Annotated in this window: 22 protein-coding genes, 1 tRNA gene and 1 pseudogene; 11 read left to right on the top strand and 13 right to left on the bottom strand. The window is 61.2% G+C overall.

The annotated features are described in order from the left end of the window. Positions 1–44 precede the first annotated feature (44 nt). The 3 genes from AL755_RS02880 to AL755_RS02865 are packed head-to-tail and all read right to left on the bottom strand — an operon-like array spanning position 45 to position 3,276. Positions 45–1,508, bottom strand: coding sequence for an SCO6880 family protein (locus AL755_RS02880; protein WP_054009618.1), 1,464 nt, complete (start codon positions 1,506–1,508; stop codon positions 45–47). Beyond that, on the bottom strand, positions 1,501–2,976 hold the full coding sequence (locus AL755_RS02875; protein ID WP_082368830.1) for a type IV secretion system protein: 1,476 nt from the start codon (positions 2,974–2,976) through the stop codon (positions 1,501–1,503). The genes AL755_RS02880 and AL755_RS02875 overlap by 8 nt, the downstream gene beginning before the upstream one ends. Before the next feature lie 9 nt (positions 2,977–2,985). After that, the gene (locus AL755_RS02865; protein ID WP_038466388.1) at positions 2,986–3,276 is read right to left on the bottom strand and encodes a hypothetical protein; all 291 of its coding nucleotides are present in this window, start codon (positions 3,274–3,276) and stop codon (positions 2,986–2,988) included. Positions 3,277–3,854: 578 nt separating this feature from the next. On the opposite strand from AL755_RS02865, the gene AL755_RS23095 reads away from it, so the two are divergent. Then, complete coding sequence (locus tag AL755_RS23095; protein WP_150116985.1) at positions 3,855–7,169, top strand: hypothetical protein; 3,315 nt, start codon at positions 3,855–3,857, stop codon at positions 7,167–7,169. A 22-nt stretch (positions 7,170–7,191) separates the two neighbouring features. Here the strand turns inward: AL755_RS23095 and istB are convergent, their stop codons facing one another. Beyond that, complete coding sequence (gene istB, locus AL755_RS02860) at positions 7,192–7,980, bottom strand: IS21-like element helper ATPase IstB (protein ID WP_054009615.1); 789 nt, start codon at positions 7,978–7,980, stop codon at positions 7,192–7,194. Next, positions 7,977–9,197, bottom strand: a complete 1,221-nt coding sequence (istA, locus tag AL755_RS02855) for an IS21 family transposase (RefSeq protein ID WP_237762458.1) — start codon at positions 9,195–9,197, stop codon at positions 7,977–7,979. The genes istB and istA overlap by 4 nt, the downstream gene beginning before the upstream one ends. A 133-nt stretch (positions 9,198–9,330) precedes the next feature. On the opposite strand from istA, the gene AL755_RS23090 reads away from it, so the two are divergent. Continuing rightward, positions 9,331–9,630 carry a hypothetical protein gene (locus AL755_RS23090; protein ID WP_150116984.1) on the top strand — a complete coding sequence of 100 codons (300 nt, stop codon included), beginning with the start codon at positions 9,331–9,333 and terminating at the stop codon, positions 9,628–9,630. 98 nt (positions 9,631–9,728) lie between these two features. Here AL755_RS23090 and AL755_RS23840 read toward each other — a convergent pair whose 3' ends face one another. Genes AL755_RS23840 through AL755_RS02840 form a run of 3 tightly spaced genes read right to left on the bottom strand, consistent with a single transcriptional unit; the run spans position 9,729 to position 12,536 of the window. Next, positions 9,729–10,856, bottom strand: a complete 1,128-nt coding sequence (locus AL755_RS23840; RefSeq protein ID WP_054009614.1) for a C40 family peptidase — start codon at positions 10,854–10,856, stop codon at positions 9,729–9,731. Further along, complete coding sequence (locus AL755_RS02845) at positions 10,856–11,566, bottom strand: hypothetical protein (RefSeq protein ID WP_150116983.1); 711 nt, start codon at positions 11,564–11,566, stop codon at positions 10,856–10,858. The genes AL755_RS23840 and AL755_RS02845 overlap by 1 nt, the downstream gene beginning before the upstream one ends. Positions 11,567–11,606: 40 nt before the next feature. Then, a complete protein-coding gene (locus AL755_RS02840) occupies positions 11,607–12,536 on the bottom strand; it encodes an RNA polymerase sigma factor (RefSeq protein WP_160318823.1) in 930 nt (309 codons plus the stop codon). 245 nt (positions 12,537–12,781) lie between these two features. On the opposite strand from AL755_RS02840, the gene AL755_RS24435 reads away from it, so the two are divergent. Further along, entirely contained in the window at positions 12,782–13,105 is a 324-nt protein-coding gene (locus tag AL755_RS24435; protein WP_082368829.1) for an ArsR/SmtB family transcription factor, read from the top strand. Here AL755_RS24435 and AL755_RS02835 read toward each other — a convergent pair. Beyond that, positions 13,059–13,559, bottom strand: coding sequence for a hypothetical protein (locus AL755_RS02835; RefSeq protein ID WP_192841601.1), 501 nt, complete (start codon positions 13,557–13,559; stop codon positions 13,059–13,061). The two genes, AL755_RS24435 and AL755_RS02835, sit on opposite strands and share 47 nt — an antisense overlap. Positions 13,560–13,869: 310 nt before the next feature. Here AL755_RS02835 and AL755_RS02830 point away from each other — a divergent pair, with 310 nt between their 5' ends. The 4 genes from AL755_RS02830 (at position 13,870) to AL755_RS02815 (ending at position 16,400) form a co-directional block, all read left to right on the top strand. Continuing rightward, entirely contained in the window at positions 13,870–14,139 is a 270-nt protein-coding gene (locus AL755_RS02830) for a hypothetical protein (RefSeq protein WP_054009611.1), read from the top strand. A gap of 107 nt (positions 14,140–14,246) precedes the next feature. After that, complete coding sequence (locus tag AL755_RS22125) at positions 14,247–14,492, top strand: helix-turn-helix domain-containing protein (RefSeq protein ID WP_237762419.1); 246 nt, start codon at positions 14,247–14,249, stop codon at positions 14,490–14,492. Between the two features lie 382 nt (positions 14,493–14,874). Next, the gene (locus tag AL755_RS02820) at positions 14,875–15,090 is read left to right on the top strand and encodes a helix-turn-helix domain-containing protein (RefSeq protein ID WP_054009763.1); all 216 of its coding nucleotides are present in this window, start codon (positions 14,875–14,877) and stop codon (positions 15,088–15,090) included. Between the two features lie 23 nt (positions 15,091–15,113). Beyond that, the gene (locus AL755_RS02815) at positions 15,114–16,400 is read left to right on the top strand and encodes a site-specific integrase (RefSeq protein WP_054009609.1); all 1,287 of its coding nucleotides are present in this window, start codon (positions 15,114–15,116) and stop codon (positions 16,398–16,400) included. 80 nt (positions 16,401–16,480) lie between these two features. Here AL755_RS02815 and AL755_RS02810 read toward each other — a convergent pair. Together AL755_RS02810 and AL755_RS02805 are read right to left on the bottom strand one after the other, a co-directional pair. Beyond that, positions 16,481–16,554: transfer RNA gene (locus AL755_RS02810), tRNA-Thr, on the bottom strand. Positions 16,555–16,657: 103 nt separating this feature from the next. After that, positions 16,658–17,551: a DsbA family protein gene (locus tag AL755_RS02805; RefSeq protein ID WP_054009608.1), complete on the bottom strand. Its 894-nt coding sequence runs from the start codon at positions 17,549–17,551 to the stop codon at positions 16,658–16,660. Positions 17,552–17,736: 185 nt separating this feature from the next. Here AL755_RS02805 and AL755_RS02800 point away from each other — a divergent pair, with 185 nt between their 5' ends. The 4 genes and pseudogenes from AL755_RS02800 (at position 17,737) to AL755_RS02785 (ending at position 22,748) form a co-directional block, all read left to right on the top strand. Continuing rightward, positions 17,737–19,218, top strand: a complete 1,482-nt coding sequence (locus AL755_RS02800; RefSeq protein ID WP_054009607.1) for an alpha,alpha-trehalose-phosphate synthase (UDP-forming) — start codon at positions 17,737–17,739, stop codon at positions 19,216–19,218. A 99-nt stretch (positions 19,219–19,317) separates the two neighbouring features. After that, on the top strand, positions 19,318–20,001 hold the full coding sequence (gene otsB / locus AL755_RS02795) for a trehalose-phosphatase (RefSeq protein WP_337589537.1): 684 nt from the start codon (positions 19,318–19,320) through the stop codon (positions 19,999–20,001). 172 nt (positions 20,002–20,173) lie between these two features. Beyond that, positions 20,174–21,274, top strand: a complete 1,101-nt coding sequence (locus tag AL755_RS02790) for an ABC transporter ATP-binding protein (RefSeq protein ID WP_054009606.1) — start codon at positions 20,174–20,176, stop codon at positions 21,272–21,274. Between the two features lie 104 nt (positions 21,275–21,378). Further along, positions 21,379–22,748: pseudogene (locus AL755_RS02785) on the top strand (DUF4032 domain-containing protein). 184 nt (positions 22,749–22,932) lie between these two features. On the opposite strand, the gene AL755_RS02780 reads toward AL755_RS02785, so the two are convergent. Both AL755_RS02780 and AL755_RS02775 read right to left on the bottom strand, forming a co-directional pair. Next, positions 22,933–24,327 (bottom strand): FAD-binding oxidoreductase, encoded by a 1,395-nt coding sequence (locus tag AL755_RS02780; protein ID WP_082368827.1) that lies wholly within the window; start codon positions 24,325–24,327, stop codon positions 22,933–22,935. Positions 24,328–24,381: 54 nt separating this feature from the next. Further along, complete coding sequence (locus AL755_RS02775) at positions 24,382–26,250, bottom strand: glycoside hydrolase family 13 protein (protein ID WP_082368826.1); 1,869 nt, start codon at positions 26,248–26,250, stop codon at positions 24,382–24,384. Between the last annotated feature and the right edge of the window lie 161 nt (positions 26,251–26,411).

Below are 26,411 nucleotides of genomic sequence, written 5' to 3'. Positions count from 1 at the left end.
GGACTCTCCTGCCGGGACAATGCTGACGTGCTGTACATGCTTGCTCATTTCAATCCCCTCCCCAGCGGCAGCGCCCCGGCGACGAACGCCGGCCACTGCTGTCCCGCCAGCAACCGCAGCTCGACGAAGGCACCTGCGGCCGCAGATCCAAGTTCCTGCCGATAGCGGGCCAGGTCATCGAGGGTGTCCGCCGTGATGGTGACGTAGGCGGCGGGGCGGACATCGCCGTGACCGGCAACGATCTCGTCCTCCCGCTGGGTAACTTCTTCCTCCTCGGCGCGCTGCTCACGCGTGAGGGGCCGGTCAAATCGGGCGTTGATGCGACGGCGGGTGTCGTGGGCCTCGTGGGCCGAACGGATGTCGCGCAGCGCCTGGTCGGTGGGAATGGCCCGAATGACTTCCGTGACGGTATGCCGGAAGTTGCCCACATAGACCACGGGGTGAAGGAACCCGGGGAACACCTGCTGCCGCGGCCACTCTGCGACCCAGAATGTCTGGTGGAAACCGGAATCCGTGCGCAGATACGACCAATGTTCCTCCACAGCCATGGGGCCCGTGCTCAGAGGAGCGTCATCGGTTCCCTGCTTCACTGCGGCGAGCCTGGTGACGGCATCCGGGTCAAAGGCGCCCCGCATGACGGCTGTGAGCTTGTTGCCGGGCAGCCACTCATCCACGCTGACGCCATGCGTTTTGAGGCCCGAGGTCAGTGCATCAACTTCAGAGGTGACCACGTGTTCCATTCCCACCAATGACCCGCCGGCGTCGCGGATGCGCCTCCGTGCCTTCGCCGTGTCGATGACCAGACAGACGAGGAGTTCATGAATCATGGTCGAACCGGCAGCCGCGATGAGGTCCAGATAGGACTTGTCGCCCCACCTCACGTCTTCGATGCGTGTCGGAGTCTTGGCCCGGTCATAAAACTCACGCAGCGCAGTGGACGGATACGGGACGGTGTAGTCCTGAATCGACAACCGCGCGACGGCGGGCCGCTGCGCCATTGCCGTTTGTACACGGGACCATGCCTGAACTGCGTAGGCCTTGTCATCATCATCCAGCAGGGCAAAAGATGTTGTTGTGCAGCGCAGGATCGCCATCGCTTCATGCCCTTGGCGGTCGACGACAAACGCGGCGCCTTCCTTGGTCTGTCGCAGCTCAAGACTGCCGAGCCCGCCGGGGAGAGCCAGCTGGCCCGCAGGCCTGGGCTTCTCTGGCTTGGCCAGGAACTTGGTCTGGCCCATTTGTTGGCGCCAGAGGAAGACCGTCGCGGCGTAGGCCCAGACTGGATAGGGAATCCTTTGGTACTGGAGCACACCGAACAGGATCAGGCCCAGCCACACGGGTGCTGTGATGATCAAGGCTGCCGGGCCTCCCGTTGCCGAGGCGATGGTCCCTGCCAACACTCCGGCGCCAACGAGCCCCAGCTGGTACCACTGGAGCCCCATGAACAGCCCATGGCGTTCGTACCGGGGAAACTTCACCGCTTGCAAAGTGCGCGTATTCTCAGACATCTTTTTCCCTTTCCGGGTTGATTCTTGGCGGTCGCGGCACGGGTCGCTGCGGCGGCTGTGTGGATGGCCGCGGTGCCGCTTGGTTTTGTGATTTGGGAGCCTGTGTTGGTGTCGCAGGCTTTGGGTCTGGGGCTCGTTGTGTGGCGGTTGCAGCCCCATGCTGTTGCTGCGGTGTGGGTGCCAGCCCAGAGTCGCTAGGCGATTTCTGTGGCACTACATCTTGTGTATGCTGCTTGCCCGGAGGAGGGTTGCTGGGATCACGATGCGGCGTGCCGGCACGCTTGATGTACGGCTGCCCATAGGGTTTTGTTTCGGAACCCTGCGGTTGGTTCCCTGCGCTGGGAACTGGCTGGCCGCCGTCGTTCTTCACCATCTGTTTGCCGCTGGAATTTCCACCAGTTTGAAAATCTTTGATGGTGGGTTCGGCTCTGGATTGGACGAGAGCTGGCTTGTGGGACGACAAGCTCGCCAGTGACAGCTTGCCTCCAACCTGCCGGCTGACTTGCCGTGCAGCAAAACTGCCGCTGCGAGACAGGACGTGTCCACCGCCGGCGACTTGGGCAGCGGCGGCCAGCTCGCCACCGGCAAAGCTCACCAGCCGCAGCGCCATCAGCGGCGCAGCACAGGCAAGCAGCATGCCGACAGCACCGGAAGCCAGCCCTGCGAATGATGTTGAATCAGCAAAGAGCTTGACTGCAACAGCCAACACCGTTGCCGCCAGCGGCTTGGCGATCAACAACGCCACGACGGTTTCACACCAGCGGCGAGTCCACGACCTTGTGTGTTCCCACGGCATAAGCATGATGGCGACAGGGGCTGTAGCGGCGAGGACCAGGAGTGCGAAGGAGCGGAAGATCATCGAGCACATGAGGACGAACGCAAGCACCCAAACCAGCGCCACGGCGACAACGGTGACGATCACCGGGCCGGCGGGGCCCGACGTGGCGGGACTGGCCATGGAAATGAGATCCCATGTGTGTCCGCTGCCTGCCGGCGCCCTGGTGAATCCGAAGAGCCGCATAAATACGACGTAGGGATCCGATCCCAAGGTCTGGAGGACGGCTGCGGATGCAGAATCGGTGAACTGGGTGAGCTTTTGCATGAGGCTCACGGCACCGATGACGACTGGCACGGCGATTCCGCCAGCGATAACGGCCTGTCCAATTCGGCGCGGCTGCTGACTGATCATTCCGCCCAGGAGCTGCAAGATCATGGCCACCACGAGCGGGGTCATCATCACCACGATCCACCAGTTGGTCATGCCGCTCACTGCTGTCCAGTCAGAAGGCCCGAGGTCGGAAACGCCAAATGCCCCTGAGATGAACGACCACATCCATGAAGCCATGCTCTCGAGAATGCCCGCAAACATGTTTGTGATGGTTTGGGTCGCGGCGTCTTGGGTTCGGGAGATAAGTCCGCATCCGGGCGGCCACCACCCGTTGGCCTGGCATTTGATCATAGGCAGCATGGTGCATGCCTAAAAGCCGAGATGAAACGCGGTCTGCGACCAGAGGATGTAGCCATTGATGCCGCCCAGAATGGCAGCCACCGGTCCTGTCCAGAGGAGGATCATGCCTCCGCCGGAGGCCAGCCGAGACGACTGGCTCAACTTGCCGGCCAGCAGCATTGCTGCGCCGAGAATGGCAACGATCGCGATGATGATGAAGGCGCCGACCAGGATGCCGCCGCCAATCTCCTTCAGCGACTCAAGAAACGGAAACGTCGTGTTAGGTGTGATGCCGGGATCCACCGGCGCTGCCAGGAACATCGTGCACTCCTATCGTTACCTCCCATCGTCTTAAGGAAGGGTTCACGATGTTCATGGTGCGCGGAGGAGCTAAACGACGTGTGGAAGTGCCATATAGGACAGCTGATCATCCTTTCCAAAAAGCCGATCGCTTCTTGCTGAGATTCTCGAATCCCCCGTTCTGATTTCGTCGAGGAACGCCTGCGGGGCTAGGGTAAAAGTGTTCTTCGCCGATAGGATCAACGAACACCACCCAGTGAATCCATTCTCGCGTGGCTGACCTCCGGGATCCCGGATGGTAATGGCACGGCGGTTCCGCCGCGGCATTTACGGGACAGCCGAGTAATGACTCACCCGTGAGGTGGTGAAGTACGCTGCAGAAAAACCATGGCAGACGAAAGAAATCTCGACACAACGGGAGGCGACGTGACTAAAGACCATAAACACAAAAGGCCACAAATTCGCAAGGTCACCACCCAGGCGAGACTGCAAACCAGTACAACGCTCGTTTCGCCTAGTCAGACAACGCCACGGCAGAACTGTGGGCAGACCTTCGCCAAGGCGCTCGAAATGTGGCTGGTGTCACGTGGCAAATCGCCGTGACCGCACACCTCCTCGTCCAATCTCGTGTCGGTGATGCTGAGTTTGCAAGACTCACTCCAGAAGGTTTTGAGGACATCGACTGTGTCTCTCCAGATGGCTCGTTGACGCTAATTCAAGTGAAGGAGAAAGGTGCTGGTGCGGGACGGATGGCAGCTGCAGCCGTTGCCGAAGCATTGGCTCACGCTTCTGAATCTCATCGGACAACAGGGGCAAAATCAATTGTTCTTGTCACCGATGGTGAGCTTGGGTCGGGGTTAAAGTTCACCGGGTGGGAGTTGACGATACGTGACGCATCACCGACAGCGGCTGCTCTGTTGCATCAACGCTTGATAGCCCAAGGACTCTCCGCAGAACGCGCCGCTGACATCATTCACACCTCGAGGATCGTTCAGCTACCGTGGAATCTCCGAGTGTCCAGTGAACAGCTGCTAAGAGACGAATTGGGCCTGCATGCGGCGGTGGCATCACTCGTTGTTAGTGAACTACACTCGCGCCTAAGCAAGATGGCCGCGAACCAACGCTTGGCCTCTCTGGAATCCGCTCAATCGCTTGATCTTGCGGATCTTGACTCGCTAATCACAAATGTTCAGTCAAGTGTCGATATATCAGGCCTCGACGCCGCTGTTTCGTCCGGTGTTTGCGCACCAGCAGATTTCATTACCCCGTCAGCGCTTGGTGCGGACCAGTTCTACCTCGGTGTTGACGGGGCCCCGGCACATGTTGCTGCAGGCTTAGATGTACTGCGCCCTCGAGAGATGACGCTGATGATCGAGGCCGCACAAAAAGAACGCTACGTATTGTTGTCAGGGCCATCAGGTAGTGGCAAGTCAGTGCTTCTTTGGCGTGCTGCCCGTGACGCCGTTCTTGGATCGCGCGTGATCCGTGTTCAGCGCGTAAAAAGTGATGCAGATGTAGAACTATTGCGCCGTCATGTACAGCTGGCCGGAGCAACGGAGCTGTCTCCGGTCATCGTAGTTGCTGACAATCTGGGTAGACCGCACATGGATCGCTGGCCAGATGCTGTAGATAGGCTGCGTGAACTACCTTTCGTGATTCTATTTGGAGCTTGCAGGGCGGAGGACTTTCATCCACGCCTCGCGAGAGGCAGTGCCCGGATTGTGCAACCAACACTCGATGAAACTACGGCTCAACATATTGCCGAAAGACTGGCACTAACAGGGCTAACACAGGCCATGGCCCCCCTAGAGGCATTCCAACGATCCGATGGCCTCCTGATGGAGTATCTGGCGCTACTGCTGAGGGGACAACGATTGAGTCTCATTATTGCGGAGCAAGCGGCACACCTGAGTGAGCCAGGGCGCGAACTACAGCGTTCCGCAGCCCGTTTGATCTCCGTAGCGCACAGCCTTGGATTCTCAATCAAAGCGAAGGCACTTGGATCCCTACTCTTACCAGGTACGAATCCTGACAGGGTGGGCGATGCGTTAAATATCCTCCGCGGTGAGCACATCGTAATTCTCGATGGCACTTCATGGCGCGGCTTGCACGAACTTCGATCCCGAACATTGGCTGATGCGCTTCACGAGTCACCACCACCTACTTTCGGGGATACGCTATGCGCCGTGACTGGTTGCCTATCGCTCGGAGAAGCCAGCTGGCTGTTGCGCCGGACTGCTGAGCAATTTCCTCAATGGGCACCCGAAGTAGCGAAGTCACTCGGTGAACACATTGCCAGCCCAGAAATTAATGACGCTGGCGCAATGGCCGAAGTGCTCGAAGGCGCTGAGCGTGCCGACAACATGATATACGCGCAAAGCTGCCTTCCGGCCCTCCACCAGCGGCGTCCTCAAGGGTTGACGGTCGCTCAAGCCGCTCCACTGGCCTATGGGATCCGGAACCAAAACCTATATCGCCAGGACAGTAGTTCGTTCAGCCGGCAGATAGTCGGCTCGTTTAGGTCTGTCACGTCTGCTATGCCCGACCGCCGTGACGATATATTGACGTTAGTGACTTCCGGGCTGACAAGTGACCGAATTTCGTCTCTCGCCAGCACCAACGGCTTAGCGAATTTCGTGCGATTGGTCGAGGCCGTCGGCGAGAAGATCTCATTTAATGACGAGGAAGTCACGCAAATATTGGCAAGTGTTTCACTGCCCAATGATAGGCAAGGAGCAACGCTTTGGGCACGCCTGGTCGAGGCACTTTATGTGCACCTATCTGATGGCAACATAGAATCCATCCTCGGCACCATGCGAAGTCGATCGGACGTGATCGCACGGACAGAGCCTTGGGCAATCAACTTGGAAATTGATGCAGATGGTCCAAGCGTCACAGTTTTTCAAGCCCTCACCGTCGAGAATATTGGTGATGAGCTGCCATGGGAGTCGCCTGGCCAAGTTAGCAATGATGTGGTCGAAGGCATCGCTATCGCACTTGCCAAAAGGCTCGCTTGCGCCTGCCCTGATGCGCAAACCGTTACGGTCCGCACGATATCCCCGACAGGGCGACCGTTGGAGATCGATGGCTTCGATTTTGCCCAACGTGCCATCCCGACAGCCAGCTTCCCCAGCCGTACTGGGGTGCGTCGCAATGTTGGATTCAGTGCAGCGATTCGTCGGCTTACTTCGGCCGATACGTGGACGGAAGCACTGACAGCGCAAGTCGAACTAGCACTAGAGTTGACAACCCTCGCCGACGCTGCAGTAAATAGACTAAATCCGCACGATAACTCGAGGCGCCGTGGCGCGTGGATAGCCCAAATCGATGCGGCCAAACTCCACGCTGCACTACTCAAGCCTGAACCGCCAACTCGGGACCCAGGGCTTCCGGAATCTCATGCAATAGCAGACTCACTCGAACGAGAGTCAGGTCTAAGAGTAGACGCCCTCGACAAAGTCGCCCAGGCTCTTGCCTCCATGACGACGAACACGAATCTAGCAGCGGTGTCCATGAACTTTGAAGACGCAGCGAGGAAGCTAACGCAGGCTCGGATTACAAGCACACCGGTCCTTACAGGTCTGGGAGAACCCGCGTCCGAAAGGCTGATAAATCGCATGGTCCAATTGGCTGGACTTTCAGCCGCAGCACACTACGAGCCCAGTCGACTCTCCACACTTGCGCTACGTAACGACAATGCGGTGCAAGAATTTATCAATGACGTCTTCTGTTCAAGGGCGGACGGGCAAGTCAAACTCATAGATGACCTACTCCGGGAAATTCCAGGCCGCAATATCCATGTCTTCCCCGACCCGACACAGGGACACATCGTGAACAACGGCATCGCTGTCCTATCCACCGTCCCAGTCGATTCTGTCGGTGCTGGTCGAATAGTGAGCCGTTTTGTGGGGTGAAAATTGCGCCACGTTGATGGGACTATTCTGCCGTATTCTCTGGTCTTGTCGAGGGTAGCGAATCTATTTGGTGGTCTTTGAGTCGGTAGCTGGAGCCCTTGAGGGTGATGACGTCGGCGTGGTGGACGATTCGGTCGATCATTGCCGCTGCGACGACTTGATCGCCGAAGACCTCACCCCAGCGGGCGAAGCTCAGGTTCGAGGTCAGGATGAGTGAGGCATGTTCGTAGCGGGAAGAGACGAGTTGGAAGAAGAGATTCGCTGCGTCTTGCTCGAAGGGAATGTAGCCGACTTCATCGACGATGATCAGCCCGTAGCGTCTGAGCTTGGCCAGTTCTTGTGGGAGCCGGCCGTTTTGGTGAGCGGTCCCGAGCCGGGTGACCCAGTCGGTCGCTGTGGCAAAGAGCACCCTGTGGCCAAGCTGGGTGGCCCGCAGCCCGAGACCGGTTGCGAGATGGGTTTTTCCTGTGCCTGGCGGTCCGAGCAGCACCACGTTGGAGGCTTCTGCCAGGAACGCTCCGGTGGCTAGATGCGCCAGGGTGTCGCGCTTGAGGCCCGGCTGGTGCTCGAAGTTGAAATCGTCCAATGATTTCCTGGCCGGGAAACCGGCTACCCTGGCCCGAATCTCTGCCCCCGAGGCCTCCCTAGCAGAGACCTCCCGAGACAGGACGGCAGCGAGATACTCTTCGTGGGACCACCCGATGTCCCTGGCCTGTTCGGCCAGTCGGGCGGCGGAGTCTCTTATCCGGGGCGCCTTCAAAGCCTTGGCGTAGTAGTCGATCTCCGAAGCGGTTTCTTTCGCAGCGCTCATGAGGGGATCTTCCCGTCATCGAGGACAACACCAAAGGCTTGGTCGTACTCGGCTAAATCCCGGATGAGGTCATTGACGGTTCCGGTCCCGGCCAATCCAGGATTTTGAAACTCCAGCCGTAGTGTCTTCGCTGCCTGAACATGGGTCTGATCAGTGATGGTCAGCCCGCGGTCCCAGGATCGTTGATGAGTGCCGAGATTTCTGCCGCCGAGGCTGATACTGACGGTTTCCAGATCAGCGGTGACATCAACGAAGCGTCCGATGGCTTGTGGATCCACCGAGTAGTCGTTGGCGGCCACCCGGACGTAGTAGTCCCGAGGCAAGCGAACCCTGGAATGGAACCCGATGACTGGTGCTACCGGCGGCAATGCGAGCATCGCCGCACGATCAGTGGGGAGCCGTTCCACCGGTCGTGCCCCGGTACTGCGAACCAAACGGGTATTCGCCTTGCCCAACCACACGGCAAGCTGGTCATTGAAATCCGCCGGTGAGGTGAAGGACCGACCCGGCAAGAAGGAGCCCTCAAGGTAGCCGTTGGCCCGCTCCACGATGCCCTTGCTCTCCGGATCGTAGGGCTTGAGCTGCACGACCCGCGTCGCCAAGACACCGGCAAACCCGGCCACGCCCGCAGCATAGCGGTTGCGCCGGCCAATCCCGGTCTCGTTGTCCCAAATCAGCCGCCGCGGAACAGCACCCAAACCACCAAGGAGCTCCCACATCCCGGCCAGTAAATCCCCAGTAGTCCGCGACGGAATCATCATGGCCATGATGAATCGTGAGTGAGAACAGACCATGACCAACACTGGGAACACTCGTCCCTGACCAGCACCACAAGGAATCTTCACCGCGGGAAAGACCAAATCGCACTGGATCTGATCCCCTGGAGCGTAGCTAATCCTGTCTGCCGGATCCGACGGGGCATACTCCGGACGGATCCTAGCCACATTCTCACGCAACCACGCCGGGGACCCCAACCACTGGATCCGTTCGGCAATCACCGTCGCGGGCATCCTAGGATTCTCAACCAACAAAGCCCGGATTCGCGGCTCCATCGCCTTGATCGCCGAATCCCCAGAGGCCCGTTCATACCTGGGAGGCCCTCCAGACTTCACCGCCTTCGCGACAGTGTTCCTGGAGATCCCCAACCGCTCCGCTATCGATCTCATCGACTCGCCCTCACCGAGATGCAACCGTCGAATCAACGCCCAATCTTCCACCGTAATCACCCATCCAATCGTCCAGAACAGGTGGCTCAGTTTTCAACCGTCAAAGTGGCTCACTTTTCGACCGTCACCGACACTCGACGGTGCCGCAGAGAAATTGGTCAGCCAACTTGTAAGAATTCCTTGGTTGACTCAACTCGAGAGACTTCGTCCAGAAGGCTGGGGAACTTATCCCGAGCTACGGCCCCCAGATCTCCATAGCCTGGGCAAAATAATTGAAGTGATTGGTCCAAGACCGGACGCTACGAACACGATTGACTTGCTGTTGCGCCAGATCGAAGCCGAGCAAAATAACACGGCGAACGTCACTTTGGCTGGAGCCATTGCAAAAAGTCAATTAGGAACCTTCGATGGCTCTGCGGATGAGGGACTGCTACTTGTAGCGTTCTCAGAGTTTGTTACTTTATGCATGCGCCCACATTCGTAGATCCGGGACAAAGCTGGGGCACCTTGGCGCATTTTTCACACACAGACAAATTCAATCAAGCGTGATAAAGATTCACCCCAGCATCGTTTTTTGAGAGATTACCTAGTCAGTAGATCAAAGTACTCCGCCCCAGGATTCCACGCAACCGGATGCAACAACGTCCCAACAGACGGGTTCAATGCGCTATACATCATTCCGTTTCCTGTGTAGATCCCGACGTGTCCCCAATGGTTGGGGCCGTCGGGGTTTTGCACGACCAGGTCTCCGGGCTGCGGCGTCGACGTCGCAGTGCCGGCCAGCCACTGTTCCGTCCGCGGCAGCTGGATCCCTACCTGTGCGTAGATCCATTGGACGTATCCGGAGCAATCCCACGCCTTGAACGCGCTTCCACCCCAAACATAGGTGCCGCCAACCCCTTCCTGGGCGTCGTGGATGATGTCGCGCCTCAGCTGGCTCAGATTGGCCGGCAGGTCTGGCGTGCCTGTGGTTCCGGGATCTGTAGAACACGACGGCGCTGCCGTACCCGATTTGAGCGCTGCAACGATCGACGAGGCCTCACCTTCCCACTGGGCGTAGAGCTCCGGGAATGCGGATACCTGGACGGCCTGTGCTGCCTCACCCTTGCTCATGGACGCCCATTCGGGAACGTCCAGCAGCCCGCGCGGCGAACCGTGATTTGGTCCGCTTGTGCCACCAAAGAATGCTTGGGCATCGTAGACAGGGCTCATCAGCTCCGCCACACTCCCCCAGCCGGCTGACGGCCGCTGCTGGGCGGATCCCACCGAATCATGATCCGACCCGACTCCGTCGTGGGCAAACGCTAACGACGCCGGAACCGAGCTGTTGGCAAGCATGCGTAGTCCGGACTCCTGCAGCCCAACCATGATGGCAATCTGCAGGCCGGCATCCGAAACCGACAGCTGCTTGCCCACCTCAATGAAAGCCTGGGCAACTTTCACTTGCGCCGAGGTCAACAGGATCGGGGGCCCTGCCGCGGATGGAATCGACAGTCCCACGCCCGTTGCCGGCTGGGCCGCAGTGATCGCAACGGTTGACGCACTGGTGAGGCACGCCGTCGTACTTTCCTGGCTGGCCGCGGCGACCAGTGCCAACCCGCCGCACATGGCCATTATCAACACCGGCACCATGACGCCAACCACCGATGAGACGACCTTCAGCAGGGCACGCCGCTTGGTCACAGCCAACAGCAACGCCGGGACGGCCATCAGTACACGATTCGATCGGGCGAGGCATAGAACCCCACCATCACACACCGGTCAGCCGGAGCGTTTGTTGCTGGCGGGCAATTGACCATCACGCTCACGGGCGCACTGTAGGAGTTGTCACCGCCGGCTTGGTGTTCGGTCACCTTCAGCGTGAAAGTGCAGACATGCAGCCCCACCCATGGTGCCGGATGGGCCTTGACCTGCGCCAGCTGGCCGTCACAGGCCGAGCTGGCGACGGTGGCCGTACGGTAGGCCTGCATCCCAGAAAGCGAGGCGAACGACGCCGCCGTCACCCCGGTAGCCTGAAATTCCTGGGCCAGAACAGTCAACGGGTTGGACCCGTCAGGCAACACATCCCACCACGACCGCACCCGCTCATAGACCGCCGAGAACGTGGAGCTCCTGGCGTCCCATGTGTAAATCATCTCCGCAGCAGCCTTGGCCAGTGTTTTGTAGTTCGCCGTGTTGGGCTCATCCGGCGCCAGCACCGGTTCTGGATCCCACCTTGGATGAACGACGGCGGGAGGCCGGGTTGCGGGCGCCGTCGCCAATACTGTGGCTGGCGGTGGTGGCGCCGACGAGTCAGTCGCCGCCGGCTTGGTTGCAAAGACAACTGCCGTTGCAGCGATCAACGCAGCCAATACGGCGATGAGTACGATCAACCTGCGGCGTCGGGCCAACCGTCGGACTGTTCTGGCAATTTGGGACATGGGGCACCCCTCTCACCATGTTCATGGTTGCGGAGCGGAATTACGACATAGGCTGAGCGCCCGCCGAAACCAACGTGTTGGAATCTATCTGTTGAGATGCGGGCTGTTTGGACGCAGTGTGTTCCAGCACTTCCAAGGCGGCGCCGTACAACCGGCGTGCGTGGGTGATGCGACCCTCGATGTAGCTTTTCCTGAGGCCTGTCTCCTCGGAGAGCTCGGTGACCTTGGCCGCCCTGTCAGCGCCGCGCACCCCGGTCAAGACCAAGCGTTCGGCGACAACTTGCAGCAGCACAGTCGGCAAACAGCACACGGCAGCGGCAATTATTGCAGCCATACTTGACAGCGTTACTGGCTCCACATCCATCGCCGCACGGACGGTCGCGGCTGTCTGGCGGAGGACTGTGACGGCCTGCCAGCCCTTCCGTTCGTCCCACCCTGCCTTGTGGCCAGGCTGGCGATGGCTCGGCGTGGTTAGGCACGCCACTGCCATTTCCCACGTTTCGGCGGTCACATGTTGACGTACAGTCGTCAGAACCTCGACTGCCCATTCATGCTCTGCAATCCGCTCGCTGCTCTCAGTAGCCGCAAAATCAACTGGAGCGACAGGTGAAACATCGGGATCCGCGTTCAAGGGCATCCACGGGTGGGCGAGCGTGCGACGGATGTGGTCGGCACACAGGTGCACGGCAATTCCCTGGACCCAAGCACCGAACGTGACGCCGGGCATTTGCCGATAACGTTGCTTGGCCAGTCCTTCCCACGCGGCGACGCGCACATCCTGCATGACGTCGTCGATGTCGTCGATGCGTCCGATGCGCAACAACCGCGCCTTCACAAACGGACGAATACCCTCAACGGCCAGCATGAGCTGGTCAATGGGGATGTCTGGAACCGGCGGACGATCCAATGCGACGTCAATGCTGATGTTTTGGATTTGTGGCTGTAATTCTCTGGACTTGAGGCCCATCATCTTCACCATTCTCGAGCGGTGATGATTGTCGACGAGCGGCGTCGAGATTGGCGCCGTTGGTGGTACTTTCTGCCTCTCGCACTGAGGCGGACGCGAAAGCGATCTGGTCTCCCAGATCAGAAGCAGCACGATGAACATCTGGCGGCCGCCCCGGCATGTTGTTATCTTTCCAGTGTTAAGGCACGCATAATTATTGTCAAGATATTTTTGTTCACTTGTGGATATCTTTGAGGCAGAATGGTGGCATGCCGCACATTACGCAACCGGCCGACGCCGACTGGTCCCCTGAGATCGAGGCTGCTGTTGCCACCTTCGGCAACCGAGCGCGCAACGAGATCCTGCGCTACTTGGCGCACCATTCACCTGCCACCAGGGGCGACATCGTTGCGGCTGTTAGTTCAGAGGCACCCAGCGTTGCCAAGCACCTCATTATCTTGGAGGACGCAGGAGTCATCACGGCCGACCGTGAACCTGGACAAAGACACGGGCGAGCCCCTCGATATTCAACGAACAAGGCCCGAATCAGGGAGCTGATGGCGGCCCATCGCCGCTATCTTCTTGACCAGTAGCGGCTGATTTATCTTGGTGTAGACCGATGTCGTTGTTCAGGAACTCGGTGATGGCTCGCAAGGTTTCAGGAGAGACTTCCCCGAGCGCTCGGGCGGCGAACGACTTTACTTTGGCAGCTCTCAACGCCTTAAGGAATTCAAGCCGGGAGTCAATCTGTTCGGGGAGTCCTGAATCCTCATCACCGAGGAGATAGGCAGGGTCGACTCCAAAGACTTCACTGATCGCGGTCAGCAGCTTCGGATCCGTTACCAGACGGTCAGTTCCATCTTTCATGTACTGCCACCGGCCCCGAGACAATGCCACTCCACGCTCTGCCAACTTCTGTTGCAGCTCCAGGAACGTCATAGGAGAGCCCCGCTCGGCCACCACCACGTCCAACAAGAGGTTCAGCCGGCGAGCGAGAATGAACTGGGCTGACAGCTCGTCGCCCGGATCGACAGTGTCATCAGCCAATTCCTGCTCCTAGCTTGAAAGGGCCCGCACGCCCGTCTGACCTGTGCTCTCAAGCTCCAGTATTTCGCGTCGGTACACCGGCTCGCAAGGAACCGCTCCATGCCGTTGGGCGGCAATGATCCTAGAGAGCGCAGCTTCGGAGCAATCCGCCATTCAGGGGAGGCGGAGCGATTGAAGACTACTGATTTGATACGGCGCCAACACTTCCGCGTCGGTGTTGATGAGGCGTAAAATTTCCATTGCACAGCCTGCATTGAACATGTTCAATCAAGAATCATGCCGGAGGAGGTGGCCGGGGATGGATCCAATCATGTCCGTATTGCTGTTCAATCCAACAAACACCAAACTGCTGCGAATACTGAGAATCAGTTGCCCACTTGATGTGCAAAGCATCTGCCAGCTTCTGGACCTTCCGCCAAGCCTGGTACGCCACCAGTTGTGGGAATTGCAACGTTTTCGGCTTGTGCTCCGTTCTGTCTCTGTGCCTGAGGAACAGTCCAGCCTCTTCACGGTGGATGTTGGGCAGTTGCAGGACGCGCTGGCCTTGGCAGCGCATGAAATGGGTGCAACGGACTGGTAGAACTTGATGGCAACGTTGTAAGTGAGGCTTTCTCCCATGAACAACCAAAGCTGCGGCCAACCTTGTCCTCGGTTCGCCAAGTCAGCTCAATGGAAGGAGAACTCGCCATGACAACCAAGATCGCTCCCGAAGCGGAAATGCCCCGTGGGGTCAACCGCTGGATGTCGCCGCAAGAAGTATGCGACGAATTACGCATACCGAAGCAAACCTTCTACCAATGGCGTGCCCGGCACGTCGCCCCACCCGCGTACCGATTCGGCAAGCTGCTTCGTATCGAAAGGGCTGAATTCGAAAGGTGGCTCGCCTGCCATGCTGAGGGGTTCGAAGCAGCCCGAAATGATCGAGGATTGTAGGACACCCACATCAGCGCAACGCAATGCGTCGTTTGGTGGCGCCGTCTACGCAAGAGCTGGTACTGATCCGCCACCAACGGCAGATCTCTGCAACGTCCGATACTGCCCTTCCATACCCACGGAGCGCGGCTGCCATGGATCGTGGATCGCCGCTGTCCAATGAGCCTCAGTCAACGCGGTACTACAGATCGAACTCAAGTGGGGTCCGGAACTCGTCTGAAGAATCACAGGCTTGAGTACTGGACCCCACGATAGATTCTACCGCCAGCGTGTAAATGAAGGTGCTCAACCAGGCCAAATTGGCCGAGAGCCATTTGGTCACGTAGTAATTGGGCTGAAACACCATGGAGTAGGTACAAGTACCAAACACATGGAGGCCATCATGGACAAGCAGGATCTTCCAGTCATAACTACGCAAGCAACAGTATTGGAGTGGCTCACGCCCACTGAGATCTGCCACGAGCTGCAGATCCCGCTGCAGACGTTCTACCAGTGGCGGTCACGTGGCGTTGGACCGCATGCTTACAGAATCGGCAAGCACTTGCGCGTCAGCAAGGCAGACTTCGAGGCCTGGCTCGTGCTCCGTTCTGATCCATAACGACGCAGGACCAGGAACCAGAAATGGCCAGGGAACCGCTGCCGCTCGGTACGTGGGGCAGCATAAAGGTAAGCCGGATCGCGGCCGGCACCTGGAATGCACGCTCCAAGTATCGGGACATGGACGGCAAGGTACGGATCGTCGAAGCTCGCGGAGGATCGTCCGCAGCGGCACGCCGGAACCTGCTACAAAAGTTTGCCGATCGAAAGACGCCGCGGTACGGGTTGGTGAATCCGAGAAGTAGGATCAACGAACTCATCGAGGTGTTTCTCGTAGAACTGCAGTCGTCGGACAAGGCAGACCGCACCAAGGACAAATACTCGTACTGCGTCAAGAAGTACATCGCCCCAGCCATCGGGGAGGTCCGCGTTAGTGAGGCCACTTCAGGCGTCATTGACAACTTCATCCGCAAGCTCGTGGAAGACGCGGGTCCTTCAACCGCCAGAAGTTGCGGTGCTGTCATGTCGTGGATGTTCAAGGTTGCCCTCCGCCACGATGCAGTGACGGTCAACCCGGTCATCGGCGTCTCAATTCCGCGGAACAAGACCGCGAAACCACAGGCCCTGGATGCTGTGCAATACCAAGATCTGCGGGAAAGACTCATCGGCTGGGAAACAACGCCGGCCCTTGGCCGGCCACGCACCCAAGAATTGCATGAAATTGCCGACTTCCTGGTTGCCACTGGTGCACGGCCGGGAGAACTCTTCGCACTCACGTGGAACGACGTGGACCTGGACGCTGATCCACCCACGGTCTTCATCAATGCCACGGTCATCCGAACCAGCATCGGCGGTGTCCGGATCCAGGACCATCCAAAGTCTCAGCACGGCATCCGCCACCTCACCCTTCCGGACTTCCTGGTGGAGCAGCTGCGGGAACGCAGGCAACGCCAAGAAAGACTTGGATTGCCAAATCCGCTGAGCTTGATCTTTCCTTCGTCAACCGGGACAGTGTGCGACGCAAACAACGTTGGCAAGCTGTGGCGCAAGGTCGCAGATTCGCTGGGATACGAATGGGTGACACTGAAAACCTTCAGAAAAGCCAACGCAACCCTCATTGCCAGGGCCTTGGGGCCCGAGGCCGCTGCATACCAAGCCGGCCACTCTAAGGTGTCCATGACCCAGGAGCACTACATTGAAGAGCTTCGCGAGGCCCTCGACACCAGGTCGGTGGTGGATGCGTTCAAACCAAAAGACGGATCTCGACAAGCTCAACCAACGGAGGACGAGGCTCCATCGGCGGCTGAACAAGCCCAAGCAGCCGAGGTGGACGGGACGGAAAACGATGAAAAGGATGACCCAAAAGTATGAGTTAAGTATGAGTTAAGTCGAAAATGGCCCCTTTCGGGGCCATTCACACATCCGAGAACCGCTAGATTCCGGGCTTTCTGGGCCCCCTGTCGGATTCGAACCGACGACCCCCGCTTTACAAGAGCGGTGCTCTGGCCAGCTGAGCTAAGGAGGCAAACGCAATCAAGCGCTAGACAAGGCTACCGTACCTATGCGCCGAAAATAAAAACCGGCCCTCCCCTGCGTGGAGAACGCACGGGCGGGCCGGTTTTCAAGAACTACTTGGCTGCGAGGGCTGCCTTGTAGAAATCGTCGAAGGTGCCGGTCTGCCACTGCTTGCCGTCCATGAACACGGTGGGCGTACCCGTGATTCCATGGGCGGTGGCCAGGGCGGTGGTGTAGGCCATGGCCGGTCTGTACGTCTTGTTATTGACGCAATTGCTGATGTCCGCGGCACCTGATTCGGTGGCGTATTTCACCAGCGTCGCGTTGTCCAGGCCCTTGCTGTTCTCTGCGGGCTGGTTGGCGTACAAGGTGTCCAGGAACTTCTTGTAGCTGCCCGGGGACTGGTCGGCAACGCAAGCCGCCGCGGCACCCGCGCGTGAGGAGTAGTTGGTGCCCGAGGACAGCGTGTCGAGGAAGCCCAGCGGGCGGTACTCAACGGTGATCTTGCCTTCTTCGCGCAACGAATTCAGGGCATCGCCGTACGTCTTTTCAAAGTTGTTGCACACCGGGCACATGAAGTCCAGGTAGATGACCGTCTGAACCGGCTGGCCCTTGGCCGTGGCCTTGATGCCAATCTCGTCCAGGCCGGTTGCCTTGTCCGGCTTCGCCGTGGGCAGCGCGCCAACCGAGTTGATGTCCACGGTCTTCGCGGTAGTGGTCGGCGGAATGACGGCGTCCTTCTTGCCGACGGTCACGCCACCATAGGAGTTCATGTTCGCCGCCACGGGGCCGGTGCTGGCAACGGGCTCGTTGTTCTTGTTGGTCTGGAGGACCACAATCGCAATAATCACCACGATCGCCACGGCTGCGAGCAGAACCCCGCCACGGATCAGCCAGCTGTTGCGCTTTTCCTTCTTCAGCTGTGCTTCGCGAATCAGTCGGGCCTTTTCGCGCGCTTGTGCGGTGCGTTCGGCCTTGGACGGCCGGGGATCGTTAGTGGGGCTCATAGTTCCTCAGGTCGGTGGGCACGGCGGAAAGAACCGTGCGACGGCAACTAATCATCAACCCTATGCGAAAAACCTTGGAGAAAGCTTGACCCAACACGGCCCGCAATTCACGCAGGACATTTTTGTCCGGCTTAATTCCCCACCCGCTAAGCTGGCTCAAAGCCCGCCAACCAACGGAGTTCTCCTTGCCGGAGTCGAAACAGCCAAAGAAAACCTCTGCCAGCACAAGTCAGTCCGAGCCCGTCCACGGCGCCTCGGACTTCCTGGTCGTCTCCAACCGCCTGCCCGTGGACAGGGTGTCCAACGGCACGGACGACGCCGGCTGGCGGCGAGCGCCGGGAGGTCTCGTCACGGCGTTGGCCCCGGTCATGGCCGCCCGCGACGGCGGCTGGGTGGGCTGGCACGGCGCCCCCGACGAAACCTTGGAGCCGTTCCACCACGAGAACATGGACCTCATTCCCGTCCCGCTCTCCAGCGACGAAGTAGAGCTGTACTACGAGGGCTTCTCCAACTCCACGCTCTGGCCGCTGTACCACGACGTCATTGCGCCGCCGGAATTCCACCGAACCTGGTGGGACTCCTACCGCCTGGTGAACCGGCGCTTCGCCGAGGCGGCCGCCGGCGCCGCCGCAAAGAACGCCACCGTCTGGGTGCAGGACTACCAGCTCCAACTGGTGCCGAGCTACCTACGCCAACTCCGCCCTGATCTGCGCATCGGCTTCTTCAACCACATCCCGTTCCCGCCGCCGGAGATCTTCGCCCAGCTGCCGTGGCGCCAGCCCATCATCGACGGACTGCTCGGCGCGGACCTCATCGGCTTCCAACGCCCCAACGACACGGCCAACTTCCTGCGCTCAGCCCGCCGCTTCCTCGGCGCCAGCGTCAAGGCACAGCAGGTCCATGTCAGGGCCGACGACGGCCGCACCAGCCACATTTCCCGGGCCGAACCGTTCCCCATCTCCATCGACGTGGGCCAAATCCAGGAACTGGCGGCCCGCCCCGACATCATCGCCCGGTCCAGGCAGATCCGCGAAGACATGGGCAACCCCAAGACGATCCTGCTCGGCGTCGACCGGCTCGACTACACCAAGGGCATCACCCACCGCCTCAAGGCCTACGGCGAACTCCTCCACGACGGCATCGTCAAGGTGGAGGACGCATCCCTGATCCAGGTGGCCAGCCCCAGCCGCGAGCGCGTGGAAAGCTACCGGCACCTGCGCGAAGAGGTGGAGGGCACGGTGGGCCGGATCAACGGCCAGTTCGACACCATCGAAAACACCGCCGTCCGCTACCTGCACCACAGCTACCCTGTGGAGGAGATGGTGGCGCTGTACCTGGCGGCCGACGTCATGCTTGTCACGGCCCTGCGGGACGGCATGAACCTGGTGGCCAAGGAGTATGTGGCCGCCCGGGGCGATAACACCGGCGCCCTGGTGCTGAGCGAATTCACCGGCGCCGCCGACCAGCTCAAGCAGGCCCTGCTGGTCAACCCGCACGACATCGACGGGCTCAAGGCCACGATCGTGCGCGCCATCAACCTGCCCAAGACCGAATCCAGCCGCCGCATGCGGGCCATGCGCAAGCAAATCCTCTCGCACGACGTCCAGCGTTGGAGCGAGGACTTCCTGGCCACCTTGCAGATCGACGCCGTGCGCGATGACAGCTGACACCGGCCTGGCCCCGGAACTGGCCGCCGCGATCCGCGCGGTTGCCCGCTCCCAGCATCTGCTGCTTGCCCTGGACTTTGACGGCACCATGTCACCCTGGTGCCGCGTGCCGACGACGCACGCCCGCTGCCGGCCTCGGCCGCAGCCTTCGCCGCCCTCACCCGCCTGCCTGGCACGACGACGGCGCTCGTCTCCGGGCGCGCCCTGGCCAGCCTGCGGGCGGTCGCCACACCACCTGCGGGAACCCTGCTGGTGGGCAGCCACGGTGCCGAGGTGTGGCTGGGTCCGGACTCCGCCGGGTTGGAGCTGACCGCGGTGCAGGCGCAACAGCTGGAAAGGGCACGCGCCTGTGTTGCGGACGTGACCGGCAGGCACCCGGGGACAACGGCGGAACACAAGCCGGCCGGCGTCGTCCTGCATTACCGGCAGGCCTCGGCCGAACACGGCGAGTCAGCTGTTCGCGAGCTGCTCGAGGCTCTGGCCGGGGAACCCGCCGTATTCATCACCGAGGGCAAAATGGTCCTGGAAATCTCGGTGGTCAACGCCAACAAGGGCGAAAGCCTCGCCATGCTCCGCGACACCACCGGTGCCACTGCCGTCGTTTTTGTTGGGGACGACGTCACCGACGAACACGCCTTCAAGGCCCTGCGCAACGGCGATGTGGGCATCAAGGTGGGCGACGGCGCCACGTCCGCGGCGTTCCGCATCCCCTCCCCCGACGCCCTGCCGGCTGTCCTGGAACTGCTCCTGGCCGCCCGAACAGGTGCCAAAACGCCCGAGTGACGCAAAGCACTGCGCGGATGTGTCATACTTCATACATCAGTGATGATTTCGCCCTAGGTGGACTCTGGCCTGATATCGGCCCTGCTGGACAAGCACGGCCGCACAACTGAATAAAAAAACCATTCACAACGGATCGTTCGGCACGTACCTGCCGATGAAGGGATTTACTACTGTGGCTACAGTAACTTTCGACAACGCTACGCGTCTGTACCCGGGCACCACGAAGCCCGCTGTTGACAAGCTCAACATTGATATCGCCGATGGCGAGTTCCTCGTTTTGGTCGGCCCCTCCGGTTGCGGTAAGTCAACCTCCCTGCGCATGCTCGCCGGCCTGGAAGACGTCAACTCCGGCCGCATCCTCATTGGCGACCGCGACGTCACCGACGTTCCGCCGAAGGACCGTGACATCGCCATGGTCTTCCAGAACTACGCGCTGTACCCGCACATGTCCGTCGCCGACAACATGGGCTTCGCCCTGAAGATCGCCGGTGTATCCAAGGAAGAGCGCGCCACCCGCGTCAAGGAAGCCGCACGCCTCCTGGACCTCGAGGCCTACCTCGACCGCAAGCCGAAGGCACTCTCCGGTGGTCAGCGTCAGCGTGTTGCCATGGGCCGTGCCATCGTGCGTAACCCGCAGGTCTTCCTCATGGATGAGCCGCTTTCCAACCTCGATGCCAAGCTGCGTGTCCAGACCCGTACGCAGATCGCGTCCCTGACCCGCCGCCTGGGTGTCACCACGGTTTACGTGACCCACGACCAGGTCGAGGCCATGACCATGGGTGACCGCGTCGCCGTCCTCAAGGATGGTCTGCTGCAGCAGGTCGACACCCCCCGCAACCTGTACGACCGCCCGCAGAACGTGTTCGTCGCCGGCTTCATCGGCTCCCCCGCCATGAACCTGCTCGAACTGCCCGTCACCGACGGCGGCGTGAAGTTCGGTGGAGCCGTCTACCCCGTCAAGGGCGACGTCCTGGGCGCGGCTGCCGGCAACACCGTCACCGTTGGTGTCCGTCCGGAAGACCTCGAAATCGTTGGCGCCGGTGAGGGCCTTGCTGTTGAGGCCGACGTCGTTGAAGAGCTGGGTGCCGACGCTTACGTTTACGGCCACACCACGATCGACGGCAACGAGCGCGACATGGTTGTCCGTGTCGACGGTCGCCGCCCTCCGCTGAAGGGCGACACCATCCACGTCCGCCCCCAGGTTGGCCACGTGCACCTGTTCGACGCCACCTCGGGCCTGCGTTTGGGCAACGAAAGCGTTCTGAGCAACTAACAACCGTTTGAATGAGTGCCGGTAGCCTGCCGGTCCGGTGGTCGAGCTTGTCGAGACCCGGACCCCAGGCTGCCGGCACTCACCTTTTAAGAGAGAATTGGCCCATGACTGAGCTGCCCGGCGCGCAATGGAACCACGAACCCACCGACTTTGAACAGATCGGGAAGCTGCCGCGCCAGTCCGCGCCGCCGGCCCCCGTCATGGGCTCGCTGAACATCACGGCAGCCACGGCTGATCCAGGCCTGCTGGACCTCCCCTGGCACATCAAGCTCGAGGAGTGGCCAGCCGCCAACCTGGCCGCCCTCCCCCGCGGCATTTCCCGCCACGTGGTGCGGTTCGCCCACCTGGACGGCTCCGTGATCGCCATCAAGGAAACCTCTGAGCACGTTGCCCGCCACGAGTACCACATGCTGCGCAAGCTCGCCCGGCTGGACGTGCCCTGCGTTGAACCCGTCGCCGTCATCACGGGCCGCACCACCCCACGGGCGCACCCCTGGACCCCGTGTTGGTCACCCGGCATTTGAAGTTCTCGCTCCCCTACCGGGCCCTGTTCTCGCAGAAGCTGCGCCGTGACACGCTCACCCGCCTCATTGACGCCCAGGCCCTCCTGCTGGTCCGCCTGCACCTGGTGGGCTTCTACTGGGGCGACGTCTCCCTCTCCAACACCTTGTTCCGCCGCGACGCCGGCGCCTTCGCCGCCTACCTGGTGGACGCGGAAACCGGCGAGCTGTACCCGGATCTGTCCACCGGGCAGCGCGAGTACGATCTGGAAATCGCCCGGGTCAACATTGCAGGCGAACTCATGGACCTGCTCGAAGGCGGGCTCATCGAGGAAAAGGTGGATCCCGTGGCCACCAGCGAACTCATCATGGAAAGCTACCGCCGCCTCTGGGCCGAGCTGACCGAGAAGGAGTCCTTCGAGCTGGAGGACCGCTGGCGCGTGGGCGCCCGCATCCGCCGCCTGAACAAGCTGGGCTTCGACGTGGAGGAATACGCCATCAAGACCACGCCCGACGGCTCCACCATCCAGCTCCAGCCCAAGGTGGTCGACGCCGGCCACCACCAGCGCCGCCTGCTGCGCCTGACGGGCATTGACGCCCAGGAAAACCAGGCCCGCCGGCTGCTGAACGACATGGACTCCTTCCGCGCCGATTCCAGCCCGGGCGCGGACGAAGAAATCAGCGCCCACAACTGGGTCAGCACCATCTTCGAGCCCATCGTGCGCTCCATCCCCCGCGAGCTGAGCAGCAAGCTCGAACCGGCCGAGGTGGTGCACGAGGTCCTGGAACACCGCTGGTACATGTCACAGGAGGAGGAACGCAACGTGCCGCTGGCCGAGGCGGTCCAATCCTATGTGGACAACATCCTGCGCTTCCGCCGTGACGAGGACGCCATCATGCTCAGCACGGACACGGCCACCATCAAGATGCTCGAGAGCGGCGTACTGCCGGACTCCGCCTTCGGCGACGAGTAACCTCCCCCGACGCCGTATCACCTTTGGCCGCCTTTCCCGCAACGCGGTATCACTAGTGGTGAGCTTTGAGGCAACGCGGTATCACCTCAAGAACGCACAGCGCCAAAGGTGATACCGCGTTCGGCAAAAGCCAGCCATTGGTGATACGGCGTCGGGGAAAAGTGCACCAAAAGTGATACGGCGTCTAGGGGCGGGAGGTGATCGCCTTGCCGGGATTCAGGATGCCCTGGGGATCAAACAAGTCCTTGATGCGCCGCTGGAGTTGAAGTACCGATTCTGCTTGTTCCAGGGGCAGCCATTTGAGCTTGTACTGGCCGATCCCGTGTTCTCCGGTGATGGTGCCGCCCAGTTCCAGCGCCTTGTCGATGGATTCGTCCAGGGCCGCATTGAGAGCTGCCACGGCGGCCGCCTCGGACTCGGGAACCCAGAACGTCGGGTGCAGGTTGCCGTCGCCGGCGTGGGCGATGATCCGCACACCGACGCCGTGCCGAGCCGCCATTTCCTCCAGCGCGGCGATGTAGTGGACCAGCTGGGAGCGAGGCACGGCAACGTCCTCACCCACCGTGATGTCCGAGTCCACGTCCAGGCCGCGATTGTTCCGCCGCAACTCCACGAGCCGTTCGGCTTCCGCCGGGTCCTCACGGTTCACACTCCCGCCCAAAGCCGCCAGCGCCTCGGCGGCGATGTCGGCCTCCATGGCCGCGGCCAGGCCATCGAACTGGGCCAACAGGAGTGCATTGCCACGCTGGGAGAGATCGGTGCCGTGGTGGGAGTCCAACTCAACGAGGCTGGCGCCGTCGAGCATCTCCAGAATGCATGGCTGCACGCGCTTGGCACCCAGGACCAGCACGCCAGCAGCCGCCGAGGCCACGTCGGGGAAGAACACGGCCAGGGTCCGCACATCGACGGGCAGGTACTTCAGCCGAACCGTCGCGCCGACCACGATGCCCAGCGTCCCCTCGGAGCCCACAAAAAGGCTTGTAAGGTCGTACCCGGCCACTCCCTTGAAGGTGCGGTGCCCGGTGTGGATGAGTTCGCCGTCGGCCAGCACCACGTCCAGGGCCAGCACGGCGTCCCGGGTCACCCCGTACTTTGCGCACCGCAGGCCGCCGGCGTTCGTGGCCACGTTCCCGCCAATCGTGGAGATCTTGTAGCTGGCTGGATCCGGCGCGTACATCAACCCATGCACGGCGGCGGCCGAATTCAAGTCCGCATTCACGACGCCGGGCTCCACCCTGGCGATTTCATCCTCCGGGTTCAGCTCAAGGATCTTGTTCATCCGCTCCAGGTCCAGCACCACACAACCGGCCGTGGCATGGGCGCCGCCGGAGACACCCGTCCCGGCCCCACGGGCCACCACGGGCACGGAATGGGCAGCAGCGAGGCGCACCACGGCCTGGACATCTGCCACCGACTCCGCCCACACCACCGCTGCGGGCTCCTGGTAGTCGGTGACGGGGCCCTGGTCGACGGCGAAGGTCCTGAGGTCGGCCGGGCTGACGCTTATTTGGTTCTCCCGCAGGCTGCTGCGCAATCCGCGTTCAAATTCCTCGTTCAACCGAACCTCAAATGCCACCATGTGCGTGTAAACCCTTCCATTCCGGCCCACTGCGGGCCCCTTCCAGTCTAGAACTTACGACGCCGGCGGCCGGACGCCGGGCAGTCGCCAAACGTAGATCCCCGGACCGGCCAGACCGATGGTTTCTCCCGTGGTGATGTTGCCGGTCCGGAACAGTGGAGGCTCGTCCAGGGCCGCTGCACCTGCCGCACCGAGGTCCAAGGCCGCGAGCCCAAGCTTGGGGACATCTGCCCGCACGGCGATCACCAGCAGCGACTCCTGCTCGGACTCGCGCGCAAAAGCCAGCACGTCGCCGTCGGCGAGCAGCCAGCGAACGCTGCCGTGGGCGATAGCGGGACTCGAATGGCGCAGCGCGGTCAGCGCCGCGTAGGCGCCTGTGAAATCGGCGCCAATCCGGTCCGGCTCGCCCCACGGCATGGGGGTGCGTGAGGATTCACCGCGATCGCCCTGCAGGCCAAACTCGTCACCCGCAAAAACCACGGGGATGCCCGGCAACAGCATGGACAACGCGGCCGCCACCACGACACCGCCGTCGACCATCACGGTTGCGGCCCGGGCGGTGTCGTGGGTGTTCAAGGCGTTCATTGTGGCGTTCCTGACGGGCCAGCTAAAGGCGCCGGAAAGGTCCCGGTGCGTGGCAAGGACCGTCTCCGCGCCCACCCTGTTGGGGCCGTCAAGGGGCGTGCCGAAGAAGTCCACGCGTACACCGGGCCTGGCCAACCATTGCCACATGGGGCGGGTGAAGTTGGAGTACGTCATGGCCCCCTGCCAGCCAAAACCGTCGACGTCGGCGCCGGCGTCGGAAGTTTCCTCGCCCAGCAACAGCGCGTCGGGGTTGATGCCCAGGACCCGGTGTTGAATGAGGGCAGCCACTTCCCTATTGATATCTTGCGCACCGAGCCGGCCGGTCATGTTTCCGACGTCGATCCGCCACCCGTCGAGGTTGAACGGCGGCTTGAGCCAGTGGGCCACCACGGAGTCTTCACCTGTAACGAAGGCCTCCCGCAGACCGGGCGACGCCCAGTTGAGTTTCGGCAGGGACTTCACGCCCCACCAGGATTCGTAGTCGCTGTGGTCGGCGTTGAAGTAGTAGAAATCGGCCTCGGGGCTTGCGGGATCTGCCAGGGCACGTTGGAACCACTCATGGGCGTCTCCGGTGTGGTTGGCCGTCAGGTCTCCCATAACCTTCATGCCCCTGGCGTGCGCTGCCTCCACCAACGCAACCAGGGCCTGGTCCCCGCCCAGCAGAGGATCAACGTGTTTGAACGTTGATGCGTCGTAGCGGTGGTTGGACCGGCCGGGAAAGAACGGAGTCAGGTAGAGAATGTCCACCCCGAGCTCCGTCAGGTGGTCCAGTTTGTCCCGCACGCCCCACAAGTCTCCGCCGTAGAACTGGGTTCCGGCCTCGGGACCAGTGCCTTGCACCGGCGTCTGCCACGAGCACGGCACGGCCCAGTCCGGAGCCGGCAGCGCTGCGGCGGCCTCGGAGCGGGCAAATCTGTCCGGAAACACTTGGTACATGACGGCATCCGTTGACCACTGGGGCGGCCGTGCGGCTGTGGTGACCCGGAAGTCCTGGTAATCCGAGGTGTCCCGGTCAAACAGGCCGGAGTTGTTCAGCGTCCAGTACACGTTCCCCTGGCCCGCAGTAGGGACCTCAATGACGAAGCGGTAGAGGGCCACCGGGTTGACCACCAGCATTGAGGCCTCCCACCAGGCCCAACCGTCCGTGGCGGTGTCACCCAGATGCTTGGCCTCGTCATAGCGCGGCTCGGCATCCTGAACGCTGCGCACCCAAATACGCGATGGCGTTCCCCAGGCGTGGGGCACGCGCAGCCGCAATCGCAGCCGCTCCCCCAAGACCGGTAGCTTGTCCTCCACGTAGAGCACCGAACCGTCGTGATGTGGCTGTCTGGCCAGCATGTTTTCCCCCTCCGCTCCGCCCCGATGGCGTCCTTGCCAATCTACCGGTCGTCGAGAAAATGGTTGTGCTGTTAAGCAAAGATGGCCCCGTGTGGGGGCCTGGGTTTTGGTGGTGTGGTGTGTTTGTTGTGGGGGCCTGGTGTTTTGGTTGTTAAAGGTGG

The sequence above is a fragment of the Arthrobacter sp. ERGS1:01 genome, assembly GCF_001281315.1.
In the GTDB taxonomy this organism is placed as follows: Bacteria; Actinomycetota; Actinomycetes; order Actinomycetales; family Micrococcaceae; genus Specibacter.
This window is presented reverse-complemented; position numbering and strand designations above follow the sequence as displayed.

Bases quoted from the DNA above. Each gene is read 5' to 3' on its own strand.
- AL755_RS02775 (WP_082368826.1), bottom strand. From the start codon at position 26,250: ATGCTGGCCAGACAGCCACATCACGACGGTTCGGTGCTCTACGTGGAG.
- AL755_RS22125 (WP_237762419.1), top strand. From the start codon at position 14,247: ATGACAACCAAGATCGCTCCCGAAGCGGAAATGCCCCGTGGGGTCAAC.
- AL755_RS02830 (WP_054009611.1), top strand. From the start codon at position 13,870: ATGTCCGTATTGCTGTTCAATCCAACAAACACCAAACTGCTGCGAATA.
- AL755_RS02865 (WP_038466388.1), bottom strand. From the start codon at position 3,276: ATGTTCCTGGCAGCGCCGGTGGATCCCGGCATCACACCTAACACGACG.
- AL755_RS02840 (WP_160318823.1), bottom strand. From the start codon at position 12,536: ATGATGGGCCTCAAGTCCAGAGAATTACAGCCACAAATCCAAAACATC.
- istB (WP_054009615.1), bottom strand. From the start codon at position 7,980: ATGAGCGCTGCGAAAGAAACCGCTTCGGAGATCGACTACTACGCCAAG.
- AL755_RS02880 (WP_054009618.1), bottom strand. From the start codon at position 1,508: ATGTCTGAGAATACGCGCACTTTGCAAGCGGTGAAGTTTCCCCGGTAC.
- AL755_RS02820 (WP_054009763.1), top strand. From the start codon at position 14,875: ATGGACAAGCAGGATCTTCCAGTCATAACTACGCAAGCAACAGTATTG.
- AL755_RS23840 (WP_054009614.1), bottom strand. From the start codon at position 10,856: ATGGCCGTCCCGGCGTTGCTGTTGGCTGTGACCAAGCGGCGTGCCCTG.
- AL755_RS02780 (WP_082368827.1), bottom strand. From the start codon at position 24,327: ATGGTGGCATTTGAGGTTCGGTTGAACGAGGAATTTGAACGCGGATTG.
- AL755_RS02875 (WP_082368830.1), bottom strand. From the start codon at position 2,976: ATGCTGCCTATGATCAAATGCCAGGCCAACGGGTGGTGGCCGCCCGGA.
- AL755_RS02805 (WP_054009608.1), bottom strand. From the start codon at position 17,551: ATGAGCCCCACTAACGATCCCCGGCCGTCCAAGGCCGAACGCACCGCA.
- AL755_RS02845 (WP_150116983.1), bottom strand. From the start codon at position 11,566: ATGTCCCAAATTGCCAGAACAGTCCGACGGTTGGCCCGACGCCGCAGG.
- AL755_RS24435 (WP_082368829.1), top strand. From the start codon at position 12,782: ATGCCGCACATTACGCAACCGGCCGACGCCGACTGGTCCCCTGAGATC.
- AL755_RS02815 (WP_054009609.1), top strand. From the start codon at position 15,114: ATGGCCAGGGAACCGCTGCCGCTCGGTACGTGGGGCAGCATAAAGGTA.